At 73.3% G+C, this 21,133-nt stretch carries 20 protein-coding genes; 9 read left to right on the top strand and 11 right to left on the bottom strand.

What is annotated here, in order from left to right; all coding sequences use genetic code 11:
• Nucleotides 1-93: 93 nt before the first annotated feature.
• Nucleotides 94-576, top strand: coding sequence for a SigE family RNA polymerase sigma factor (locus BFV98_RS18595; RefSeq protein WP_013473421.1), 483 nt, complete (start codon nucleotides 94-96; stop codon nucleotides 574-576).
• Nucleotides 576-1,628: an LCP family protein gene (locus BFV98_RS18590; RefSeq protein ID WP_071097229.1), complete on the top strand. Its 1,053-nt coding sequence runs from the start codon at nucleotides 576-578 to the stop codon at nucleotides 1,626-1,628. Before BFV98_RS18595 ends, BFV98_RS18590 begins: the two co-directional genes overlap by 1 nt.
• A 12-nt stretch (nucleotides 1,629-1,640) precedes the next feature.
• On the opposite strand, the gene BFV98_RS18585 is transcribed toward BFV98_RS18590, so the two are convergent.
• Nucleotides 1,641-1,850 (bottom strand): hypothetical protein, encoded by a 210-nt coding sequence (locus BFV98_RS18585; RefSeq protein ID WP_013283392.1) that lies wholly within the window; start codon nucleotides 1,848-1,850, stop codon nucleotides 1,641-1,643.
• Between the two features lie 138 nt (nucleotides 1,851-1,988).
• On the opposite strand from BFV98_RS18585, the gene BFV98_RS18580 reads away from it, so the two are divergent.
• The gene (locus BFV98_RS18580) at nucleotides 1,989-2,372 is read left to right on the top strand and encodes a phage holin family protein (RefSeq protein WP_013283393.1); all 384 of its coding nucleotides are present in this window, start codon (nucleotides 1,989-1,991) and stop codon (nucleotides 2,370-2,372) included.
• Nucleotides 2,373-2,535: 163 nt separating this feature from the next.
• Nucleotides 2,536-3,558 carry a class II fructose-bisphosphate aldolase gene (gene fbaA, locus BFV98_RS18575; protein WP_013283394.1) on the top strand — a complete coding sequence of 341 codons (1,023 nt, stop codon included), beginning with the start codon at nucleotides 2,536-2,538 and terminating at the stop codon, nucleotides 3,556-3,558.
• A gap of 92 nt (nucleotides 3,559-3,650) precedes the next feature.
• Here fbaA and BFV98_RS18570 read toward each other — a convergent pair whose 3' ends face one another.
• Nucleotides 3,651-4,862, bottom strand: coding sequence for an LOG family protein (locus tag BFV98_RS18570; RefSeq protein WP_071097227.1), 1,212 nt, complete (start codon nucleotides 4,860-4,862; stop codon nucleotides 3,651-3,653).
• A gap of 261 nt (nucleotides 4,863-5,123) precedes the next feature.
• On the opposite strand from BFV98_RS18570, the gene BFV98_RS18565 reads away from it, so the two are divergent.
• The gene (locus BFV98_RS18565; protein ID WP_013283396.1) at nucleotides 5,124-5,552 is read left to right on the top strand and encodes a DUF3151 domain-containing protein; all 429 of its coding nucleotides are present in this window, start codon (nucleotides 5,124-5,126) and stop codon (nucleotides 5,550-5,552) included.
• A 51-nt stretch (nucleotides 5,553-5,603) separates the two neighbouring features.
• On the opposite strand, the gene BFV98_RS18560 is transcribed toward BFV98_RS18565, so the two are convergent.
• Nucleotides 5,604-7,556: a chromosome partitioning protein gene (locus BFV98_RS18560; RefSeq protein WP_071097226.1), complete on the bottom strand. Its 1,953-nt coding sequence runs from the start codon at nucleotides 7,554-7,556 to the stop codon at nucleotides 5,604-5,606.
• A gap of 74 nt (nucleotides 7,557-7,630) precedes the next feature.
• Entirely contained in the window at nucleotides 7,631-8,629 is a 999-nt protein-coding gene (locus BFV98_RS18555) for a diacylglycerol kinase family protein (RefSeq protein WP_071097224.1), read from the bottom strand.
• Between the two features lie 121 nt (nucleotides 8,630-8,750).
• Here BFV98_RS18555 and BFV98_RS18550 point away from each other — a divergent pair, with 121 nt between their 5' ends.
• The 3 genes from BFV98_RS18550 (at nucleotide 8,751) to purD (ending at nucleotide 12,538) form a co-directional block, all read left to right on the top strand.
• Nucleotides 8,751-10,040, top strand: a complete 1,290-nt coding sequence (locus BFV98_RS18550) for an adenylosuccinate synthase (RefSeq protein WP_013473426.1) — start codon at nucleotides 8,751-8,753, stop codon at nucleotides 10,038-10,040.
• A 236-nt stretch (nucleotides 10,041-10,276) separates the two neighbouring features.
• Nucleotides 10,277-11,200 carry a type IV toxin-antitoxin system AbiEi family antitoxin domain-containing protein gene (locus BFV98_RS18545; RefSeq protein WP_071097222.1) on the top strand — a complete coding sequence of 308 codons (924 nt, stop codon included), beginning with the start codon at nucleotides 10,277-10,279 and terminating at the stop codon, nucleotides 11,198-11,200.
• Between the two features lie 90 nt (nucleotides 11,201-11,290).
• Complete coding sequence (purD, locus tag BFV98_RS18540; protein WP_071098928.1) at nucleotides 11,291-12,538, top strand: phosphoribosylamine--glycine ligase; 1,248 nt, start codon at nucleotides 11,291-11,293, stop codon at nucleotides 12,536-12,538.
• Here the strand turns inward: purD and BFV98_RS18535 are convergent.
• The 4 genes from BFV98_RS18535 to BFV98_RS18520 form a co-directional block, all read right to left on the bottom strand.
• Complete coding sequence (locus BFV98_RS18535; protein WP_071097221.1) at nucleotides 12,522-14,024, bottom strand: N,N-dimethylformamidase beta subunit family domain-containing protein; 1,503 nt, start codon at nucleotides 14,022-14,024, stop codon at nucleotides 12,522-12,524. The genes purD and BFV98_RS18535 overlap by 17 nt on opposite strands.
• A 77-nt stretch (nucleotides 14,025-14,101) precedes the next feature.
• Nucleotides 14,102-15,667: an AMP-binding protein gene (locus BFV98_RS18530; protein ID WP_013283403.1), complete on the bottom strand. Its 1,566-nt coding sequence runs from the start codon at nucleotides 15,665-15,667 to the stop codon at nucleotides 14,102-14,104.
• A gap of 165 nt (nucleotides 15,668-15,832) precedes the next feature.
• Nucleotides 15,833-17,047, bottom strand: a complete 1,215-nt coding sequence (locus BFV98_RS18525) for an acyl-CoA dehydrogenase family protein (RefSeq protein WP_071097219.1) — start codon at nucleotides 17,045-17,047, stop codon at nucleotides 15,833-15,835.
• Between the two features lies 1 nt (nucleotide 17,048).
• Nucleotides 17,049-17,501, bottom strand: coding sequence for an SCP2 sterol-binding domain-containing protein (locus tag BFV98_RS18520; protein WP_013283405.1), 453 nt, complete (start codon nucleotides 17,499-17,501; stop codon nucleotides 17,049-17,051).
• 78 nt (nucleotides 17,502-17,579) lie between these two features.
• Between BFV98_RS18520 and BFV98_RS18515 the strand changes: the two genes are divergently transcribed.
• Entirely contained in the window at nucleotides 17,580-18,221 is a 642-nt protein-coding gene (locus BFV98_RS18515; RefSeq protein ID WP_030273380.1) for a TetR/AcrR family transcriptional regulator, read from the top strand.
• A gap of 45 nt (nucleotides 18,222-18,266) precedes the next feature.
• Here BFV98_RS18515 and BFV98_RS18510 read toward each other — a convergent pair whose 3' ends face one another.
• The 3 genes from BFV98_RS18510 to BFV98_RS18500 are packed head-to-tail and all read right to left on the bottom strand — an operon-like array spanning nucleotide 18,267 to nucleotide 21,130.
• Complete coding sequence (locus tag BFV98_RS18510; RefSeq protein ID WP_071097217.1) at nucleotides 18,267-18,890, bottom strand: DedA family protein; 624 nt, start codon at nucleotides 18,888-18,890, stop codon at nucleotides 18,267-18,269.
• Nucleotides 18,891-18,914: 24 nt separating this feature from the next.
• A complete protein-coding gene (locus BFV98_RS18505) occupies nucleotides 18,915-20,174 on the bottom strand; it encodes an adenylosuccinate synthetase (RefSeq protein WP_071097215.1) in 1,260 nt (419 codons plus the stop codon).
• Nucleotides 20,171-21,130, bottom strand: coding sequence for a hypothetical protein (locus BFV98_RS18500; protein WP_013283409.1), 960 nt, complete (start codon nucleotides 21,128-21,130; stop codon nucleotides 20,171-20,173). Before BFV98_RS18500 ends, BFV98_RS18505 begins: the two co-directional genes overlap by 4 nt.
• Nucleotides 21,131-21,133 lie beyond the last annotated feature (3 nt).

Here is a 21,133-nt window from a genome sequence, read left to right as displayed (position 1 = left end):
GGTTCCTGTCGTGGGGGTTTCCGGGAGGCCGAATCCCGCCGCAATGTTCCGGCTGCCCGGGACCGTCCATGAAACGGGACACCGGGAGGTGCAGTGACGTACGAGGAGTTCGCCGACGCGCGGTTGGGCGCCCTGCTGCGGTACGCGGTCATGCTGACCGGGGATCCGCACCAGGCCCAGGACCTCGTGCAGGAGACCATGGTCCGGGTCCAGCTCAACTGGCGGCGGGTGGCCCGCACCGACGCCCCGGAGCGGTACGTGCGCCGGATGCTCACCAACCAGTTCATCGACTGGCGGCGCGGATCGTGGGCGCGGCGGGTGCTGCTGCGCGGCGAGGCGGACGAGTCGGTGCCCGCGCCGACCGACCACGCCCAGTCCGCCGTGGACCGGGACCAGGTCCGGTCCTGGCTGTCCCGGTTGCCCCGGCGGCAGCGGGCCGCGCTGGTGCTGCGGTACTACGAGGACCTGCCGGACGGGGAGATCGCCGAGATCCTCGGCTGCGCCGTCGGCACGGTCCGGTCCAGCATCTCGCGTGCGCTGGCCACCCTCCGAGCCGAACTCGTGGAGGTCTGCTGATGATCGAGGACGAGCTGCGGGCCGCGTTCGCCCGCCTCGAGGAGTCGACCCCGCCCGTCGGCCCGGTCCGGGCCGCCGTCGACCGGGCGGTGATCAGTCGCCGTCGGCGCCGTCGGCGCGTACGCCTGGCCGGGACCGCCCTGGCGGTCGCCGCCGTCGCGCTTGTCGGTTTCACAGCGATGGCGCCCCGGCCGCCGGCGCCGACGGCGGCGCCCGCGCCCCCCACGCCGGTGCCGGAGCCCGGCGGAGCGCTGAACCTGCTGCTGCTCGGCGTCGACCAGTCGGTCGGCAGCCGGCGCGCCGACTCGGTGCTGCTGGTGCACCTGCCGGCCGACCGGAGCCGGCTCCACCTCGTGTCGTTCCCGCGTGACCTGCTGGTGCCGGTACCGCCGCAGGGCGGGACGGAGAAGCTCAATGCGACGTTCTCCCGCGCCGCCGGTTCGGGCACCGACCTGGCCGCCGGCTACCGGGCGACCCGCCAGGCGGTCGCCCGGCTGACCGGGGTACGCGTCGACGCCGGCGCGGTGCTCACGTACCCGGGGGCGCGTGAGCTGACCGACGCGGTCGGCGGCGTGCCGGTCTGCCTGCCGGCGCCGGTGCGTTCGGTGCACACCGAACGGCGTTTCCCGGCCGGTTGCCAGCGGCTCGACGGCGCGGCGGCGGTGGACCTGCTGCGGCAGCGGTACGGCCTGCGCGACGGCGGGCTGGACCGGGACCGCAACGCGGCCCGCTACGCCGCCGGTCTGCTCCGCAAGCTTCGGGAGCAGGGCACGGCGACCGATCCGGCGCAACTCGGCCGGCTGCTCCTGCGGATCGGACCGGCCGTCACGGCCGACACCGGCGACCTGTCGCTGCCGGCGCTGGTGGCCGCGAGCGGTCGAACCGCCGCGGCCGAGCCGGTCGCGCTCGCCTTCCCGGTACGCGACGAGTGGAACGGTCGCGGGTACGAGCCGGACCCGGAACTCGCCCCCGGGTTCCTGGACGCGTTGCGCGCCGACCGGCTGGCGCAGTGGGCCGCAGAACACCCGGGTCAGGTCACCGCCCTGCGGTGACCGGGCGCCGGGTCAGCGGTAGTCGTCCTCGTCGGCGGCGACGACGCGGGCCTGCTCCATGGCGTCCCAGTCGTCGACCTCCATGCCCCGGTGCGGCTCGCCGTCTGTCTCGTCGGTCACAGTGGTGGCCTGCTCCACCGCGTCGGCCGGCTCGGCCTCCAGATCCCGCTCCTCCGGGGCGAGGTGGTCACTGGGGGCGAAGTCCTCGTCGGGCTGACCCATCGTCCCTCCCTGTTCTCCGTGCGGGCATCGTCCCCACCACCGTACGGGCTGCTCCGGGCCGCCGCTGGGTGGCGGGCGGAACGGCGGAGTCGGCGATTGTCCCGCTCCCGGCGCGCGGCCGGTGCCAGGATGGGAGGCATGGGCTTCCTGATCCGACTGGCGATCACCGCGGTCGCGTTGTGGATCGCGACGCTGATCGTGCCCGGAGTGGAGGTGAGCGGCCGTAACACCGGCAGCAACGTGCTCACCCTGATCGTGGTGGCACTGGTCTTCGGTGTGGTCAACGCGGTGCTCAAGCCGCTCATCAAGGTGTTCGGCTGCGTGTTCTACCTGCTCACGCTCGGCCTGTTCGCGCTCGTGGTGAACGCGCTGCTGTTCCTGCTCACCGACTGGATCGCCGGGGTGCTGAAGCTCCCGTTCCACGTGGACGGCTTCTGGGCCGCCTTCTGGGGCGCCATCGTGGTCGCGGTGGTGAGCTGGCTGATCAGCGTCATCGTGCCGGACCGGCTGGAGAATCGGTGAGCGGCGTCCGGGCCGGTTGTGCCCCGCTCACGCTCCTACGGGATACTGCCCGCGGTGGACAGCGCGGTCCGGCGCAGCCGTGGACGTCAGCGACCGGAACGGCCGCCCTCCATGGAAGACAGCGGCCTGCACGGCCGAGAGCGGTAAGTAAGGAGCGTTCGACATGCCCATCGCTTCCCCCGAGGCTTACGCGGAGATGCTGGACCGGGCCAAGGCCGGCCGGTACGCGTACCCCGCGATCAACGTGACCTCCTCGCAGACGCTGAACGCGGCGCTCAAGGGCTTCGCCGATGCGGAGAGCGACGGCATCATCCAGGTCTCCACCGGCGGCGCGGAATACCTGTCCGGCCCGTCCGTGAAGGACATGGTGACCGGCGCTGTGGCGTTCGCCGCGTACGCGCACGAGGTCGCCAAGAAGTACCCGGTGAACATCGCGCTGCACACCGACCACTGCCCGAAGGACAAGCTGGACAAGTTCGTCCGGCCGCTGATGGCCATCTCGCAGGAGCGCGTCAAGGGCGGCCAGGAGCCGCTGTTCCAGTCGCACATGTGGGACGGCTCGGCCGTGCCGGTGGCGGAGAACCTGGAGATCGCCGAGCAACTCCTCGCCGAGGCCGCCAAGGGCAAGATCGTCCTGGAGATCGAGGTGGGCGTCGTCGGCGGCGAGGAGGACGGCGTCGAGAACGCCATCAACGACAAGCTCTACACCACCGTCGACGACGGCCTGGCCATGGTCGACGCGCTCGGCCTGGGCGAGAAGGGCCGCTACATGGCGGCGCTGACCTTCGGCAACGTGCACGGCGTCTACAAGCCGGGCAACGTCAAGCTCCGTCCCGAGGTGCTCAAGCAGATCCAGGACGCGGTCGGCGCCAAGTACGGCAAGGACAAGCCGCTCAGCCTGGTCTTCCACGGCGGCTCCGGCTCGCTGCTGTCGGAGATCCGGGAGGCGCTGGACTACGGCGTGGTGAAGATGAACATCGACACCGACACCCAGTACACCTTCACCCGCCCGGTCGCGGACCACATGTTCCGCAACTACGACGGCGTGCTCAAGGTCGACGGCGAGGTCGGCAACAAGAAGATGTACGACCCGCGTGTCTGGGGCAAGGCGGCCGAGGCCGGCATGGCCGCCCGCGTGGTCGAGGCCTGCGAGCACCTGCGCTCCACCGGCACCACCATGAAGTGACACCCCGCGTGTAAGGAAGGGCCCCTTGTTAACGCTCGGCGTTAACAAGGGGCCCTTCCTCTACCGGAGGCGTTAAAAGGGGGCCCTTCCTTTCACTGCACCAGCACCCGGACGGCGTCGCGCACGTCGTCGGTCAGATGGATCGTGTGCGATAGGTCGCCGAACGGGGACGCGGCGAACAGCGGCCGCAGCAGCGACTCCACCGGCAGCTCGGTGGTCCAGTACGTGCGGTCCAGGAAGACGTACGCCCCGCTCGCCCCGTCGGTGCCGTAGAACGTCTTGGTGGCCGCCTGGAACACCTCCTGCACGGTGCCGGCCTTGCCGGGCGCGAACACGATCCCGCCCCGGGCCAGCCGCAGGATCGTGTCCTCCCGGATGGCGTTGGAGAAGTACTTGGCGATCCGGCCCGCGAACAGGTTCGCCGGCTCGTGGCCGTACAACCAGGTGGGGATGGCCAGCCCGCCGGAACGGGCCCACCCGGTGCCTGGCGCCGACGGGCGGGGCGAGGGCAGCGACGGGCCGTCCGCGTACCGCTTGCGCACCGCCAGCGCCGCCGCCGTGTACCGGTCGTGGTCGGTGAAGTCCGGCGCGACGGCGAGCACGTCGATCGCGGCGGACAGCTCCTCGGCCGGCCAGGCCGCGAGGAACGCGCCGAGGTTCGCCGCCTCCATCACACCCGGACCGCCGCCTGTGACCACCAGGCGGTCGGCCCGTGCCAGCTCCCAGCCCAGCACGGCGGCCATCCGGTACGCGACGCTGCCGCGCGGCACCGCGTGCCCGCCCATCACGCCCACCACCGACTGCGGCCCGTGCGCGGCCAGCCACGACCGGGTGGCGTCGGCCAGCGCGTTGTCCACGCCGTGGTCGTGCAGTCGCTGACCGAGCGCCTCGCGTACGTCCGGCAGCGCGCCGCCGTGCTCCCGGAAGTGCGCGTACACCCGGGTGTCGTACATTCCGGCGAACCCGCCCTCGGCGAACCCGGCGGCCAGCTCGTCGGCGGTGTAGAGGTGCGACGGCTGGGTCGGGTAGGGCAGCCCGGAGAACGGAGGGACGACGTTGGCGCCCCGGCGGACCAGGTCCGCGCCCACCTCGCGGCCGGCGAAGCGGCAGCCCACGAAGAGCGTGCCGGTGACGTCGACGTCGCGCAGGTCGGGAACCGGGTCGAGGTCGAGGCGCAGGCCCTGCACGGTCAGACCGGCCAGGGTTCCCCCGGCCAGCCGCTGCTCGAACGCGGTGCGGGTCTCGATCTCGTTGACGTGGGGCGCGTGCGGCTCGATGACGTCCGCGGGTGGTGGGGTCGGCACCAGGCCATCCTGCCCCCGCGCGGCAAGTGCCGAAACCGGGGCGGGAACGACAGGAGCCCGGCGGGCACGCCGCCGGGCTCCTGCGTAACCGGGTCCTGGGGAGGCTCCGGATCTGTATTTGTAGTGCAAGAACCACGGCGGCGGCATGGGCCGCGGGTACGTGTGCTCCCGCCGCAGGCGTGACGAAACCCTCAGCCGTTCAGCCAACCGTACGGGCGAGGCCCCTCGCGTACCCGAGGGCGAAGCGGGTTGAATGGGGCGATGCAGAACCTGTTGCCTGAGCCACCGGCCACCCTGCTCCCGGTCCACGAGGAGGCCGACGCCGCGCTGGCGGCGGCGGCCGAGCAGGGCACCGACGAGGCGTACGCCGAGGTCGCGGCCCGATTCCCGACCTACAGTGCGGCCTGGGCCGCGCTGGCCGGCCGCGCGCTCACCGCGGGTCAGGTCGTCACGGCGTACGCGTACGCCCGCACCGGCTACCACCGGGGCCTGGACCAGCTGCGCCGCAGCGGCTGGAAGGGCCACGGTCCGGTGCCCTGGTCGCACAAGCCCAACCGCGGCTTCCTCCGCTGCCTCTACGTGCTGTCCCGCGCGGCGGGGGAGATCGGCGAGGCGGACGAGGCGGCCCGGTGCGCCCAGTTCCTCCGCGACTGCGACCCGGCCGCCGGAGACGCGCTCTCCGGCGACTGACCACTGCCGCGACGGCCGGTCCCGACCCGGGCGCCGGCCGTCGCGCCCGTCCTACAGCCCTTCCGCCACCGACGCGGCGATCTTCAGCCAGGCGTCCCGGGTGGCGGAGGAGAGCTGCCCGTACCGCAGCGGCTCGCCGGTGTCGATGAGCCGCTCGTACGGCGCCAGCAGCACCGCCCGGGTCCGTGCCGCGAAGTGGGCCTGGATCGCGGGCAGGTCGATCTCCTTGCGCGACGGCGGCATCGAGACCACTGTGACCGCCTGCCGGACCAGCCGCTGCCGGCCGCTCTGCTCCAGGTGGTCGAGCATCCGCGCGGCGGTCTCGGCCGAGTCGTTACGGGCCGACATGGTCACCACGAGCTGGTCGGTGGCGTCCATCGCGGCCTGCCAGTTCTGCGCCCGGACGTTGTTCCCGGTGTCCACGAAGATCAGCTTGTAGAACCGGCTGACCACCTCACGGATCTCCGCGAACGCGGCGGCGGTGAGCATCTCGCCGCCGGTCGCGGACTCGTCCGAGGCCAGCACGTCGAACATGCCCTCGCCCTGCGAGCGGACGTACTGCGACAGGTCGCCCACCCGGCCGTGCGGTCCCTGGAACTGGGCCAGGTCCCGCAGCATGTCCCGCACCGTACGGGCGTGGAAGTCCTGCTGCGCCCGCATGCCGAGGGTGCCCTGGGTCTCGTTGTTGTCCCAGGCCAGCACGTATCCGCCGCGCTTCTGGCCGAACGTCATGGCGAGCAGCAGGATCGCCACCGTCTTGCCGGCGCCGCCCTTCGGGTTGACCACTGTCACCTGGCGCAGGCCGCCGAAGTTGCGGCGGACCATCTCGATGTCGCGCTTCATCTCCTGCTCGTGCCGCCCGGGCGCGAGCCGGACCAGCCCGATCTTGTTGACCACCGCGCGTACGCCCATGGTGGCCACCGGGTCGACCGGCCGGGCCTGGCGGCGGCGGGCGAAGTCCTCGGCGGTCGGGGGCACCGCCTGCTGCGGCGTCCAGCCCTGCTCCGGGTGGGGTGCTCCGGGCTGAGGTGGTGGCGGCACCACCGGGCCGGACACCGGCGCCTGCGGAGGCAGCGGGCCGCCCGGCTGCGGCACGCCGGTCTGGGGCGTCCAGCCGGGCGGCGGGTACCAGCCGGGCTGACCCGGTTGTGGCTGGTAGCCGGGCGACGGGTAGCCGTTGCCGTACGGGGACGGCTGTGCCGGTACGCCCGGCGACGGCGGGAACGGCCCGAGGCGGGGCGCCTGCTCGGGCGCGCCCGTCCCTGCCGGTCCCGTACCGGAGTCCGGCGACGGCTGCGTCCCGGCGACGGTGGCGCGGCCGGACACCGTGCCGTCCTCGGGGAGGGCGTCAGGCGGCGGGGGCGGTGCCACGGTGGCCCGGCCGGAGGCGGTGCCGTCGGTGGAGAGTGCCTCGGGCGGGGGAGGTGCCACGGTGGCGCGGCCGGACGCGGTGCCGTCGGCCTCCACCGCCTCGGACGGCGGCGCCGTGGCGTCGGCGGGGTCCGGCGTGGTGGCGGAGTCCGACCCGGCCCGCTGTGGCGGCTGTGCCCACGGCGAGCCGGGCCGTCCGTTCCCGGCGCCCTCGCCGGCGGTCGCCGTTCCGGCAGTGCCGGGGGCGGGCGTGGTCGCCGGGACGGGTGCCGCCGGCGTACCGGGCACCGCCGGTGAGCCGGATGTCGCCGGTGAGCCGGATGCCGCCGGTTCCGGCTGGGCCGGTGACGGGGCGGAGGTCGCCCGGTCGAGCGTGAACGGCAGGTCCAGGTCGACAGCGGGTGCCTGGGGCGCCGGGACGTCCGCCGCCACCGGCGCCTGGGGCGCCGGAACGTCCGCGGCCACCGGCGTGGGAGCGTCGGCGGGCGGGAGCGGCCAGGGCACCGACGCCCACGGCGGGATCGTGGCCGCCGCCGCGTCGGTCTCCTCCGGCGGCCACAGCGGCTCGACGTCCCGCTGCGGCACCTGCGGTCGGCCCGGTACGTGGGCCCGGTCGTCGTTCTCGTGCACCACGGTTCCTCCCCATTCCCTCCGCCGAGGATAGGCGGTCCGGCCAGCGCCGCGAGCCGGGTGGGGATCGACCGAGGTCAGCCCGTCCAGACCGCCCAGGCGCCCGGCTCGGTCCACCAGGAGCGCTTGCGGCTCAGCTCGCCCTCGACGCCGTCGTCGAGGAAGGGCACCTTCTCGTCGCGGGGCACCACCGCCACCGCACGTCCCCGCGCCCGGCGTACCTCCAGCCGGACCTTCTTCCGGCCCAACACCGACCGGGTCACCACTGGTACGGCGACGCCCACCGTCACCCGCCCGTCGGCCGGATCCGGGCCGCCCAGCAGGTCGACCTCGCCCAGGCGCGCGTACCCGCCCGCGTTGCCGATCGCGCACGCGGTGATCGGCTCCGAACCGTCGCTCAGCACCGTGCCGTCGACCTCGACCCGGGCCCGCCAGTGCAGCGGGCGGCCCGCGTCGTCGGCGGCGCCGAGCAGCGCCCCGTCCAGCGTCACCGAGCCGCCGTCGTTGCGCAGCAGGTCCAGCCGCCGGGCGGTGCCGTCCAGCACCGCGGCGGCCACACCCGCCGGATCCCGGGGCAGCCCGAGCTGCGCGGCCAGGTCCCGCGCCGTCCCGGACCGGGCCGGATCGAGCGGGAGTACGCCCACAGGCGGCAGGTCGGGCACCGTACGGTTGGCGGCCAGGTCCGCGGGGCGGCGACTCGGCGGCGGAGCGTACCGCCGGACCAGCCGGCGCAGGACGGCGCGCAACTGACCGTCACTGGCCGTGGCGACGATGAGCCGGGTCTTGCCGTCGGAGTCCGGCCAGGTGAGGCCGTCGGCGCGCGGCGGGCCGTCGAGGCGGGCCAGCACCTCGTCGATCTCGGAGTCCGACCGGGCGGTCACGGTGGTCACCCGGGCACCCCGGGCGGTCAGCTCGTCCGCACAGGCCAGCACCGGTACGCGCGGCGTCTCGCAGCGCTCCTCGCCGCTCTCGGCGGCGGTGTCGTCCGCGCCGCCGCAGCAGGCGCCGCCGCTGCCGCAGCCACCACCGGGAGCGTCCCGCTCCGAGCCGAGGGTGAGCAGCACCACGTCGTACACGAAGGAGCCTCCTGCTTCTCGACCAACCCCTGCTGGTCCCGCCGTCACTACTTGTTAGCCTGACACCCCGGGCTCGCTGACCGGTCGCCACCTGGCACCCGAGCCTTCTGGAGGCGAGAAGATGCCAGCGATCGTGCTGCTCGGCGCCCAGTGGGGCGACGAGGGCAAGGGCAAGGTTACCGACCTGCTGGGTGAGCGGGTCGACTACGTCGTGCGCTACTCCGGCGGCAACAACGCAGGCCACACGGTGATCACGCCGGACGGCCAGAAGTATGCGCTGCACCTCATGCCGTCCGGGGCGCTGTCACCGAGCGCGATGATCGTGATCGGCAACGGCGTGGTGGTCGACCCGAAGGTGCTGCTCCAGGAGATCGACGGGCTCGCCGAGCGCGGCGTGGACGTGTCCCGCCTGCGTATCTCCGGCGACGCGCACCTGATCATGCCGCACCACCGCGCGCTGGACCGGGTGGTCGAGCGCTACCTGGGCAGCTCCCGTATCGGCACCACCGGCCGGGGCATCGGTCCCGCGTACGGCGACAAGGTCGCCCGGATGGGCATCCGGCTCCAGGACCTGCTCGACCCGGGCATCCTGCGCAAGAAGCTGGAGCTGGCGCTCCGCGAGAAGAACCAGCTGCTGTTCAAGGTCTACAACCGCAAGGCGATCGACGTCGAGGAGACCGTCGAGGAGTACCTCCAGTACGCCGAGCGGCTGCGCCCGTACATCGCCGAGACCCGGGTCATGCTCTGGGACGCGCTCGACCGCGGCGAGACCGTGCTGCTGGAGGGCGCCCAGGCCACCATGCTCGACATGGACCACGGCACCTACCCGTTCGTCACCTCGTCGAACCCGACGGCCGGCGGGGCGTGCGTGGGCGCGGGCATCCCGCCGACCGCGATCACCAAGGTCATCGCGGTGAGCAAGGCGTACACGACGCGGGTGGGCTCGGGCCCGTTCCCGACCGAGCTGTTCGACGACAACGGGCAGCACCTGCGCAAGGTCGGCCACGAGTACGGCACCACCACCGGCCGGGAGCGCCGCTGCGGCTGGTTCGACGCCGTGGTGGCCCGGTACGCGTGCCGCCTCAACGGCGTCACCGACCTGGTGGTCACCAAGCTGGACGTGCTGACCGGCCTGGCCAAGGTGCCGATCTGCGTCGGGTACGAGATCAACGGCGAGCGCTTCGACGACATGCCGATGACGCAGACCGACTTCCACCACGCCACGCCGATCTACGAAGAGCTCGACGGCTGGTGGGAGGACATCACGAAGGCGCGGACCGAGGACGAGCTCCCGGAGAACGCCCGCCGCTACATCGCCCGTATCGAGGAGCTGACCGGCACCCGGGTGAGCGTGGTGGGCGTGGGTCCAGGCCGAGAGGAAAACGTCCTCCGCCACCCCCTCCTCCCCTAACCCCACCCCCGCGCCGGACCCCCGGCCCCCGCCCTCCGGCTCGCACTCTGGTGATCAAGGAGTTTGTGTCCAGTTCGGCGTCGGATCCGGACACAAACTCCTTGATCACCGGGGCGGGCGCCGGGGCGGGTGAAGGCGGGCACGGGGTGGAGGCGGGGCGGGCTGTGGGAGGCGGTTTTCCACAGGGTTGTCCACAGGGGTGTCGGCTGTGGGGTGGCGCGGGGGAGCCTGCGCGTGTGGGTGAATTCGGCGAACTGACGCGGCTGGCCGCGACGCAGGGCGGGTTCGTGACGGCGGGGCAGGCGTTGCGCCTGGGCCTCGGCCGGGAGCAGATCCGGTACCTCGTCCGGTCCGGGCGATGGACCCGGGTCTCGCGCGGCTGCTACCTGCCGCCTCCCGCCGTGCTGACGCCTGTGGCACTACGACGTGCCATGATCCGCGCTACGGTCGCCAGCCTCGGGCGGGGCGCGGTCGCCGTGTTGGGTACCGCCGCCGAGCTGCACGGCATCGCCGGTCTCCCGCCGACGGCGGCGATCCACGTCTCGGTGCCGCCGGATCGGCCGCACGTGCAGCGCCGGGCGGAGCCGGGCCTGACGGTGCACCAGTTGACGCTCGCCGAAGCGGACGTGTGCCGGGCCGGCGGCGTACCGGTCACCACACCGGCGCGCACCGTCGCCGACGTGTTGCTGCGGGCGCGGCGCTATCCGGCGGTGTGCGTCCTCGACTCCGCGCTCAATCAGCGGATCCTGGCCGAGAACGACCTGTCCCTGGTGCTCACGCACCTCACCGGACGCCGTGGAGCGGTCGCCGCTCGGGGATACCTGGCCGAGGCGGACGGCCGGGCACAGTCACCGCTGGAGACCCGCGCCAGGCTCCGGTGCGTCGACGGTGGCGTGCCGCCGGACGTCCTGCAACTGCCGGTGCGGGACGAGGACGGTTACCTGCTCGGCGTCGGGGACCTGGCATGGCGCGGGGCTCGTCTGATTGCGGAGGCGGACGGCCGAGGCCCGCACCTGACGCCGCAGGCCGTCTACGCGGACCGGTTCCGGCAGAACCGCCTGGTCAACGCCGGCTGGCGGATCCTCCGCTTCACCTGGTCCGACACCCTGCGCCCCGACTACATCCCCCAGACGGTCAAGCACGCCCTGACGCGCCGGTGATCAAGGAGTTTGCGGACCCGCACCGCTCAATCTGAGACGCAAACTCCTTGATCGACGGGGTGGGGTGGGGCGGTCAGTAGGATGCCGGTCGTGCGCGTACTTCTTGTGGGTGGTGGTGGGCGGGAGCACGCTCTCGCGCTCGGACTCGCCGGTGACCCGGCTGTCGAGGCGCTCGTCGCGGCTCCGGGGAATCCGGGGATCGCTGCGGTTGCCGAACTTCGGGAGGTGACACCCACCGATCCGGCAGCAGTGGCGGCTCTCGCCGTCGAGGTCGCTGCCGACCTGGTGGTCATCGGGCCGGAGGCGCCGCTGGTGGTGGGCGTCGCCGACGCGGTACGCGCCAAGGGCATCGCGGTGTTCGGCCCGAGCGCGGAGGCGGCCCGGCTGGAGGGCTCGAAGACGTTCGCGAAGGACGTGATGACCGCCGCGGCGGTGCCGACCGCCCGCGCGTACACCTGCGAGGGCGCGGCGGCGGTGGGGCGCGCGCTGGACGAGTTCGGCGCGCCGTACGTGGTGAAGGACGACGGGCTCGCCGCCGGCAAGGGTGTGGTGGTCACCGAAGACCGGGCGGTCGCCGAGCGGCACGCCGCGGAGTGCGGCCGGGTGGTGATCGAGGAGTACCTGTCCGGTCCCGAGGTCTCCCTGTTCGTGGTCACCGACGGCGAGGCGGCGGTGCCGCTGCTGCCGGCGCAGGACTTCAAGCGGGTCGGCGACGGCGACACCGGGCCGAACACGGGCGGCATGGGCGCGTACGCGCCGCTGCCGTGGGCCCCGCCGAATCTGGTCGACGACGTGATGCGCGACGTGGTGCACCCGACGCTGGCGGAGCTGCGCCGCCGGGGCACCCCGTTCGCCGGCCTGCTCTACGTGGGCCTGGCGATCACCCCGTCCGGCCCGCGGGTGATCGAGTTCAACGCGCGCTTCGGCGACCCGGAGACGCAGGTCGTACTCGCCCTGCTGGAGACGCCGCTGGCCGGGCTGCTGCACGCCGCCGCCACCGGCACGCTCGGCGCGCACCCGCCGCTGCGCTGGCGCGACGGCGCGGCCGTGACGGTCGTGGTGGCGGCCGACGGCTATCCGGCGGGCCCGCGTACCGGTGACGTGATCACCGGCGCGGACCGCGCCGGGATCATCCACGCCGGCACCCGCCGGGACGCCGACGGCACGTTGCGCTCCGCGGGGGGCCGGGTCATCTGCGGTACGGCGACCGGGCCGGACCTGGCCGCCGCGCGCGACGCCGCCTACGCCCTGGTACGCGACGTCGAGCTGGCCGGTTCCCACCACCGCACCGACATCGCGGCGGCGGCCGTGGACGGCCGGGTCACGATTCCGGGCTGACCGGCCCGGGGCGCCGGCCGGCCATCCGGTTGAGCACGTTCGCCGTGGCCCGCTCGATGCGCGGGTCGCGGTGCCCCTGCCGGTCCAGTGCCAGGGTCCAGCCGAGCGTGCCGCTGGCGAAGACGACAGCTCCGCGTGCCGTCTCGTGGACGTAGCTGCTCTGGAGCCGTCGGCCGCCCTGCTGGGCCGGGTACGGCGAGGAGCTGAGCGTGGTCCCGGCGGGCCGCGGGAGGGCCGCGTGCAGCCCGTCCGCCTCGCCCGCGACCACGCCCGGGATGCGGTCGCCGTCGGCCACGCCGGTGCCGGCCCACACCCAGTTGTCTGCGGCGCGCACCACGAGCGGCTGCGGGGTCAGCACGATGCCGTTGTACTGCACGCCGAGCAGCGCCTGTTCCGGCCGGTCGAGGTTGCGCCAGGTCACGGTCGGGTCGCCGATGCCCGCGCCCGGGTCGGGAAGCGTCTTGGCGCACTCGACGAGCCGTTCGGGGCGGCCGTCGGCGGCGGCGCGTACGCGGGCGTGCCAGTAGACGCTGTTCGCGCCGAGGAACGCGAGGCTGGTGCCCCCGTCCAGGCCGACCTCGGTGGCGCGGCGCATCTCGGCCGACCAGTACTCGTCGTGCCCGCAGAACACCAGACCCCGGTACCGGGCCGGGTCGAGGCGCCCGGAGTGCAGGTCGAAGCTGGTGGCGTAGCTGACGTCGTAGAGGTTGCGTTCCAGCCACCGGATCGCGGCCTCGTCGCGGTCGAAGTGGGTGGGCAGGCCGGCGCCGGAGTACGGGCGGTCGAACGTGACAGCGCGTGCCCGCAGCGCCGGGTCGCGCCGCCCGTCGGCCCGGTAGCCGTTGTAGAGGCTCTTGCCGGTCCGCCGGTCGCGCGGCCACTGGTTGTACGCCTGCCAGGTGGTCACCGGCAGCACCACGCAGAGCGCGGCCGGGCGCCGGTCGTCGCGTACCACGAACGGCGTGCAGGCCCGCCAGCCGTCAGCCGAGGTGAAGACCGCCTGGTAGAGGCCGGAGGTCCAGCCGTGCGAGACGGACAGGCGCCAGGACACCGGCCACCGGCAGTCGAGCACACCGGTGTCCGGGTCGGCCACCGGCACCGGCTGCGGTACGCCGCGCAGTTCGGGGCTGGTCAGCATCGTGCGGGCGCCCGCGCCGTCGTACCAGCCGAGGCGGTGCACGCTGATCCGGAACCGGCCGCCCGGGTTGACCGCGACGTGGAAGTCGATCTCCTCGCCGGGGGCGACGCTCGTCGTCGAGGCGTACCCCTGGATCTGGCGCCGCCGGTCGTCGGCGGCCCGGCCGCCGTGCTCGGGCCACCACGGCTCACCGGCGGCGCGGTTCTCCCGCTCGACGGGCGGGACCGGCCACCGGGTGGGTGAGTCGTCGGGCCGGCCGCCGAGGACCGGGTCGAACGGGCCGAGCGCGGCGGCGGACGCGCCGCCGACGAGGAGGCCGAGTGCGGTACGCCGCCGAAGCCTGTCCATTGTGGTGCTCCCCGTTTCCCCGTTCGATCGGGGGAGACCGTAGCACCGGAGGACGGCAGCCGTGTGACCGATGTGGATCAGTCGAAGTAGCGGCGCAGCTCCCGGGTGAGCACCTTGCCGGTGGCGTTGCGCGGCAGGTACTTGACGAACACCACGTCGCGGGGCACGGAGAAGCGGGCCAGGTAGCGCCGGACGTACTCGCGGACCGCCTCCGGGTCGAGCGTCTCGCCGGTGCGCAGCGCGAGGAACGCGGCCAGTCGCTGGCCGTAGTCGGGGTCCGGTACGCCGATCACGGCGACCTCGCGGACCTGCGGCAACCGGGCGATCAGATCCTCCACCTCGGACGGGAAGACGTTCTCGCCGCCCGAGACGATCATGTCGTCGGCCCGGCCGTCGACGAAGAGCAGGCCGTCGGCGTTCAGCCGGCCCAGGTCGCCGGTGTCGAGCAGGCCGTCGCGGCTCTCCCGCCCGGCGCCCGAGGTGTAGCCCTCGAACAGCATCTCGTTGCCGACGAAGATCCGTCCGACCTCGCCGTCGCGGACCGGCCGGCCGGTCTCGTCCAGGATGGCCAGCCGGGTGCCGTGCGGTGGCCGGCCCGCGGTGGTGGGCGCGGCGCGCAGTTCGGCCGGGCCGGCGATGGAGGCCCAGGAGACCTCGGTCGAGCCGTAGAGGTTGTAGAGCACGTCGCCGTACCGGTCCATGAACGCGGTGGCCAGGTTGCCGGGCAGCGCGGATCCGCTGACCGCGACCACCTTGAGCGGCGGCCGGGGCTGCGGCGGCGCGACCTCCATCAGCCGTTGCAGCATCACCGGTACGGCGAACATCGCGTCGCACGGTTGAGCGGCGAGCGCGGCGAGAGTGGCGGCCGGGTCGAAGCGTCGGTGCAGTACGACTGTGGCGCGCAGCGCGAACGACACCTGAAGCGCGGCGTACCCCCAGGTGTGGAAGATCGGCGCGGCGATCATCACGGTGTCCCGCGCGTGCAGCGGTATGCGGTCGATGATGGACACCAGCGGGCCGAAGCCGTGCGGGGTGGGCCGGCGGGCGCCCTTGGGCGCGCCGGTGGTGCCGGAGGTCAGCACGATGGTGCGGCCGTCGCGCTCCGGCGGCTGGAGCTTCTCGCCGGGTACGGCGGCGGCGATCAGCTCCTCCTGCCGCCGCTCGTCGACCCGGTGCAGCTCGGCCGGGAGGCCGAGGACGCGCTCGGTGAACTCGCCGTCGTGCACCAGGACGCGCAGGCCCTGTTCCTCGGCCACAGTCACCAGTTGCGCGGCGGACAGGCCGGTGTTGACCAGGACGGCGTCCGCGCCGAGCAGCATCGCTGCCACTATCGCCTCGATCAGGCCGTGGTGGTTGCGGCAGAGCACACCGACCCGGTCGCCGGTCTGCACGCCGAGGTGGGAGCGCAGCGACCGGGCCAGCCGCTCGGAGCGGTCGAGCAGTTCCTGGTACGTCATGGTGGCGCCCTGCTCGTCGACCACGGCGACACGGCCGGGGTCGCGGGCGGCGGCCTGGCGCAGCTCCCCGGCGAGGCTCCAGCCCCACCGGCGCAGCGCGTTGAGCTGGGAGACCACGCGGATCGGTCCGCCCGGGGCGAGCAGTCCACGTCGGGTCAGCGTGGCGGCGATGAACGGCAGGTCCACGGCGCAACTCCTTCGCGTTCGTGGTTCGTCGACCAGGCTCCGGACGGTCGGCCGTCCGGTTCGGCATGATCCTGCGCCCGATCGCGGTTCGGGTCGGCCCGGGAGCGGCGACCCGGCCCGACGGCGTGAGACGTCGTCACGGGCCGGGCCGCGGCCCGCCGGCGGTCAGCGGATCTGCATCCCGGAGATGGCCCGGGAGATGACCAGCCGCTGGATCTCGGAGGTGCCCTCGAAGATGGTGTAGATCTTGGCGTCGCGGTACCACCGCTCGACGGGGTGGTCGCGCAGGAAGCCGGCGCCGCCGAGGAGCTGGACCGCCTTGTCGGTCACCGAGACGGCCACCTCACCGGCCTTGAGCTTGGACATCGAGCCCTCGCCCGCGGTGAACGGCCGGTTGTTGCGGCCCATCCAGGAGGCGCGCCAGACCAGCAGCCGGGCCGCGTCGATCTCCATCTTCATGTCGGCGAGCGCGAACGCGACCGCCTGGTTGGAGATGATCGGCCGTCCGAACTGGACCCGCTCCTTGGCGTAGTCCAGGGCGTACTCGTAGGCGGCGCGGGCCACGCCGAGCGCCTGCGCGCCGACTGTCGGGCGGGACAGCTCGAACGTCCGCATCGCCGCCTGGCCGGAGGCGCGCTGCCCGGACCGGGCGCGGGCCAGACGCTCGTCGAGCGCGTCCTTGCCGCCGAGCAGGCAGCGGCCTGGCACCCGGACGTCGTCGAGGAAGACGTCCGCGGTGTGCGAGGCGCGCAGCCCCAGCTTGCGCAGCTTGCGGGTGGCGGTCAGACCGGGAGTGCCAGGGGGTACGACGAACGCGGCCTGGCCGCGCGAGCCCAGCTCGGGCTCGATCGAGGCGGTGACCACGTGCACCCCGGCGATGCCGCCGTTGGTGGCGTACGCCTTCTGCCCGTTGAGCACCCACTCGTCAGTGGCCTCGTCGTAGACGGCGCGGGTACGCATCGAGCCCACGTCGGATCCGGCCTCCGGCTCGCTCGTGCAGAACGCGGCCACGGCCGAGGAGTCGACGTCGCCGAAGCACTGCGGCACCCATTCGACGAGCTGCTCGGGGGTGCCGGCGCCGTAGATCGCAGCGACCGCGAGGGAGGTGCCGAAGATGCTCAGGCCGATGCCGGCGTCACCCCAGAAGAGTTCCTCGCTGGCGATCGGCAGGGAGAGGCCGGTGGGGTCGGCCCAGCAGGTGGCGAGGAACTCGAACCCGTACAGGCCGACCTTCGCGGCCTCCTGGATGATCGGCCAGGGAGTCTCCTCCCGGGCGTCCCACTCGGCCGCGGCCGGGCGCACGACCTCGGCGGCGAAGCCGTGCACCCAGTCGCGAAGGTCCCGCTGTTCCTCGTTCAGGTCGAGCGAGAACTCGGCCATGTCAGGCCTTGGGGATGTCGAACAGGTTGGCGATGTTGGCGGCCAGGCCCAGGTCGCCCTTGGCCTTCAGCTTGCCGGTCATGAACATCATCACCGGGTTGGCGCCACCGGAGACGATCTTCAGGAACTCGACCGGGCCCATGGTGAGGCTCAGCTTCGGGTCGCGGGTCGCGGTCTCCGAGACGGTGCAGGTGCCGTTCTCGATGACGATCTCGTAGGTGTCGGTGCCACCGTCCGGACGGCCGGTGATGTTCCAGTGGATGACCGCGTTGGTGGCACCGGCGCGGTCCGCGCGGAACAGCGTGGGCATCCGGTTGAAGACCTCGCTGAGGATCTTGCCGCGCGCCTCGCCGGACATGATCTCGTTGATCTTGGCGTCCGGCGTGGACTTGACCAGCTGCGCGAACTCCTTCGGGCCGACGTTCGCGAAGTTGGCCGGGTCGAAGTCAGTCATGGGGGATTGCACCTCTCGGGCGGGGCCACTTTGGTTACTCTGGCGTAACCTTACGCACGGGTAGGTATGCTCGCAAGGGTGTCCAGCACGCCGACCTTCAAGCGCCTCCCCCGCGCCGTACGCGAGCAGCAGATGCTCGACGCGGCGGTGAAGGTGTTCTCCCGCCGCGGCTTCCACGCCGCCAGCATGGACGAGATCGCCGACGACGCCGGCATCTCCAAGCCGATGGTGTACGCCTACCTCGGCACCAAGGAGGAACTCTTCATCGCCTGCCTGCACCGGGAGAGCACCCGGATGATGGAGGCGATCGCCGGCGCGGCCGCCCCCGACCTGCCCGCCGACGAGCGGCTCTGGCGCGGACTGCGCGCGTTCTTCGGCTTCGTCGGCGCGCACCGGGACGGCTGGGCGGTCCTCTACCGGCAGGCCCGCGGCTCCCAGCCGTTCGCCGCCGAACTCGCCGCCATGCGCGGCCGGCTGGTCGAGGTGGTCGCCGGCATGCTCGACCACGCGTTGCGCGCCTCCGGCCGCGAGGTCGGCGCCACCGACCTGGAGGTGGTCGCGTACGGGCTGGTGGGCGCCAGTGAGTCGCTCGCCGACTGGCTGGCCGACCACCCTGAGGCCGACGCCGGGAAGACAGCGACCCGGATGATGAACGTGGCCTGGCTCGGCGCCGACCAGTTGCTGCGCGGCGTCACCTGGCACCCGCCCGCCGCGGGGTAAGGAAGGGCCCCTTCTTAACGCCTGCGGTAGTACAAGGGCCCCTTGTTAACAGTCGCGCCGGGCGGCAGCCCGCCGGTGCGCCCGCCGCCGGCCCCAGCGGACGGCCTCGAACAGGCCGGTGACGGCCAGCGAGATGGCCACGCCGGCGAGCAGCCCGGACAGCGGGTTGTGCTCGAACGCCAGGCCGCCGAAGTAGCCGAGCAGCCCGCAGTAGATCCCCCAGGTGGTGCACGCCAGGCCGTCGTACAGCAGGAACGTGCGCGCGGGATAGCGGACCGCGCCCATGGTCAGCGTGACGGCGGTCCGGCCGCCGGGGACGTACCGGGCGGTGGTCAGGATCATCCCGCCGCGTCTGTCGACCGCCCGGCGGGCCCACTCCGAGCTGGCCCGCCGCCTGCTGTCCGCCGGGAAGCGGGCCAGCCGGTGCGCGCCGCCGCCGCGCCCGATCGCGTACGAGATGTGGTCGCCGGCGAGCGCGCCGAACGCGGCGGTCACGATCACCAGCACCAGGTTCGGCTCGCCGCCGGCCGCGAAGACCCCGGCGGTGATCACCACTGTCTCGCCCGGTACCGCCGGAAAGAACGCGTCGATGGCGGTGACCGCGATGATCACCAGGTACACCCACGGCGACGTCACCGTGTGGTGCAGCAGGTCGAGCACGTCCCCCATGCACCCATGCTCGGGGGTGCGGTGTTAAGCAGGGGCCCTTCCCATACAAAAGGCGTTAACAAGGGGCCCTTCCTTCTCCTCGGCCGTCGGCCCGCGCGACGTGAGCACCACCGGCGCGCCCAGCGCCTCCGAGACCGCAGCCGGCCAGTCGGCAGGCGACTCGTCCAGCACCGGCCGAGCCCGCATCAGCCGCTCGGTGAGCGCCGCCTGCCGGTCCAGGTCACCGGCCGGGCCGGGGACGAGCCGGTCCAGGCCCTCGTACCGGCGGCAGATCCGCAGCTCGGGCCGGGCCAGGTCGAGGTGGGTGAGCGCCAGCCCGTCCACGCCACCTGCCACCTCCAGCGCGTATCTGTGGGCGACCGCGTCGAAGTGCCCGAACCGGAACCGCCCCTGCCAGGGGTTCGTCCCGTTGTGCCGGTCGGTGAACGGCAGCGCCGCGTCCTCGGTGACCAGCGGCCCGGGACCGTGCCGGGTGGTGGTCGTGCGCAGCACGCCGAGCCGCTGCGCGGTCCCGGCCATGCCCGCCTCGGCGAGCAGCGTCTCGGCGTTGGCGAACGTCGTGGTGCTCCACGTCGTGTACGGGTGGAAGCCGTGCCACTCGTCCAGCAGCACCCCCTGCGCGCCCTCGAACACGCAGGTGCCCTCGCGCAGGGCACCTGCCAGCCAGGTCCGGTCGACGATCGCCACCCGGCGCGCGAAGGCCGCGTACGCGGGCAGGCTGTCGTCCACCGGTGGCGCGTCGAGCGGGCCCAGCTCGGCGGTGAGCCGGTCCCGCAGCGCGGTCAGTCGCCGGCGCAGCACCGCCGGGCGGCGGCAGTCAGCCACCCGGGGTGCCTCGTCGGGGTGGGCGAGGCCGTACGCGACCGCCTCGCCCACCCCGAGCCCGCAGGAGCCGTGCCGGTCGGCTCCCCGGGCGATCTCCCGGGCGCGGTTCGCGGCCCGGTGGTACGGGGTGGCGAGCAGCGCCTCCCCGTCCACAGTCAGACGGTCGAGCGCGTCGGGCACGCCGACCGACGCGAGGTGGTCGGCCTCGGCGGCCAGCGCCAGCGGGTCCACCACCACGTGCCGCGCCAGGTGTGTGCGCACCCCGGGACGGAACGTCCCGGCGCCGAACTGCGCGAACGTGTGGTGCCTCCCGTCGCGCAGGACGACGTTGTGCGCCGCCTGCGCGCCCCCGTTGAACCGGACCACCGTGTGGACCTGCCGGGTGGCGCAGAGCAGGTCCACCACTGTGCCCTTGCCGGCGTCGCCGTAGCCGAGGTCGACCACCGTCACGTGGTTCACAGCCGGGTGACCCCGCTTCCGCCGTCGGCCGGGCTGAACGGCAGCGTCGCCACCGCGCGCCGGCCCGAGCCGACCTGGGCGAGGGCCTTCGAGACGGTCCGGGTGGCCGTCGAGCCGGCCCGGTCCAGGTCGCGCAGCCCGGCGTCGAGGTCGATGGCCTGCTCGCCGAGGCCGACGGTGAGCGCGATCGTCTCGCAGACCGCGTCCAGGTCGTCCAGCTCGACCGCGTTCTGCCCGAGCAGGCCGCGCCAGAAGTCCAGCACCTTGCGGTTGCCCGCGTAGTGGCTGCCGGCGGGCAGCAGGTAGTAGGTGTCCCAGCGCGCGGTCACCTCGTCCACCATCTGCCGGACCGGCATGTCCTCGCCCAGGCCGTCCCCGATCAGCCGGCTCACCTCAGCGGTCTTCACCGCCGGGTACGCCAGCTCGTCGCCGATGATGAACAGGTAGCCGCGCCGGCCACGCTTGTCCCAGCTGTCGGTGGCCGTGTGCCGGGCCATGAAGTAGAGCGCCAGCTCGTACGACTCCATCATCTGGCCGCCTCCGCCGCCCTCCAGCACGATCCGGCCGAGGTCGTCGTCCATCCGGTTGTCGGACTCGAACTGCCCGACCTGCAACGGCACCCGGTCGCAGGTGGCGTCGCCGATCGCGCCGAACATGACCTGCGGGTCCTTCGCGTACCCCTGGCGCAGCAGCAGGCCGAGCAGCTGCGGCAGCTTGCTCTGCAGCACCCGGGGCACGTGGCCCATCGAGCCGGTGACGTCGAACAGCACGGCGATCGGCGTCGACTGGGGGTGCTCGGCGGAGTCGCGGCTCTCCCGCAGCGCGTCGCGCGGGTCGAGCGCGGGGTGCACCTTGCGGGCGCCGCTGTCGCTGTAGGAGAACGCGCTCTTGCCGGTGCGGCGCCGGTAACGGTCGGCGGCGTCGTACACGTCGGTGGACCAGATTCCACTGCCCATGGC

Source organism: Micromonospora sp. WMMB235, assembly GCF_001855515.1.
GTDB lineage: Bacteria > Actinomycetota > Actinomycetes > Mycobacteriales > Micromonosporaceae > Micromonospora > Micromonospora aurantiaca.
The sequence above is the reverse complement of the archived record's forward strand: the minus strand, read 5'-3'. Positions and strand labels throughout refer to the sequence as shown.

Excerpts from the sequence above, each read along its gene's own strand:
- BFV98_RS18590 (WP_071097229.1), top strand. The coding sequence starts at position 576 with ATGATCGAGGACGAGCTGCGGGCCGCGTTCGCCCGCCTCGAGGAGTCG.
- BFV98_RS18585 (WP_013283392.1), bottom strand. The coding sequence starts at position 1,850 with ATGGGTCAGCCCGACGAGGACTTCGCCCCCAGTGACCACCTCGCCCCG.
- BFV98_RS18580 (WP_013283393.1), top strand. The coding sequence starts at position 1,989 with ATGGGCTTCCTGATCCGACTGGCGATCACCGCGGTCGCGTTGTGGATC.
- fbaA (WP_013283394.1), top strand. The coding sequence starts at position 2,536 with ATGCCCATCGCTTCCCCCGAGGCTTACGCGGAGATGCTGGACCGGGCC.
- BFV98_RS18565 (WP_013283396.1), top strand. The coding sequence starts at position 5,124 with ATGCAGAACCTGTTGCCTGAGCCACCGGCCACCCTGCTCCCGGTCCAC.
- BFV98_RS18550 (WP_013473426.1), top strand. The coding sequence starts at position 8,751 with ATGCCAGCGATCGTGCTGCTCGGCGCCCAGTGGGGCGACGAGGGCAAG.
- BFV98_RS18535 (WP_071097221.1), bottom strand. The coding sequence starts at position 14,024 with ATGGACAGGCTTCGGCGGCGTACCGCACTCGGCCTCCTCGTCGGCGGC.
- BFV98_RS18525 (WP_071097219.1), bottom strand. The coding sequence starts at position 17,047 with ATGGCCGAGTTCTCGCTCGACCTGAACGAGGAACAGCGGGACCTTCGC.
- BFV98_RS18520 (WP_013283405.1), bottom strand. The coding sequence starts at position 17,501 with ATGACTGACTTCGACCCGGCCAACTTCGCGAACGTCGGCCCGAAGGAG.
- BFV98_RS18510 (WP_071097217.1), bottom strand. The coding sequence starts at position 18,890 with ATGGGGGACGTGCTCGACCTGCTGCACCACACGGTGACGTCGCCGTGG.
- BFV98_RS18500 (WP_013283409.1), bottom strand. The coding sequence starts at position 21,130 with ATGGGCAGTGGAATCTGGTCCACCGACGTGTACGACGCCGCCGACCGT.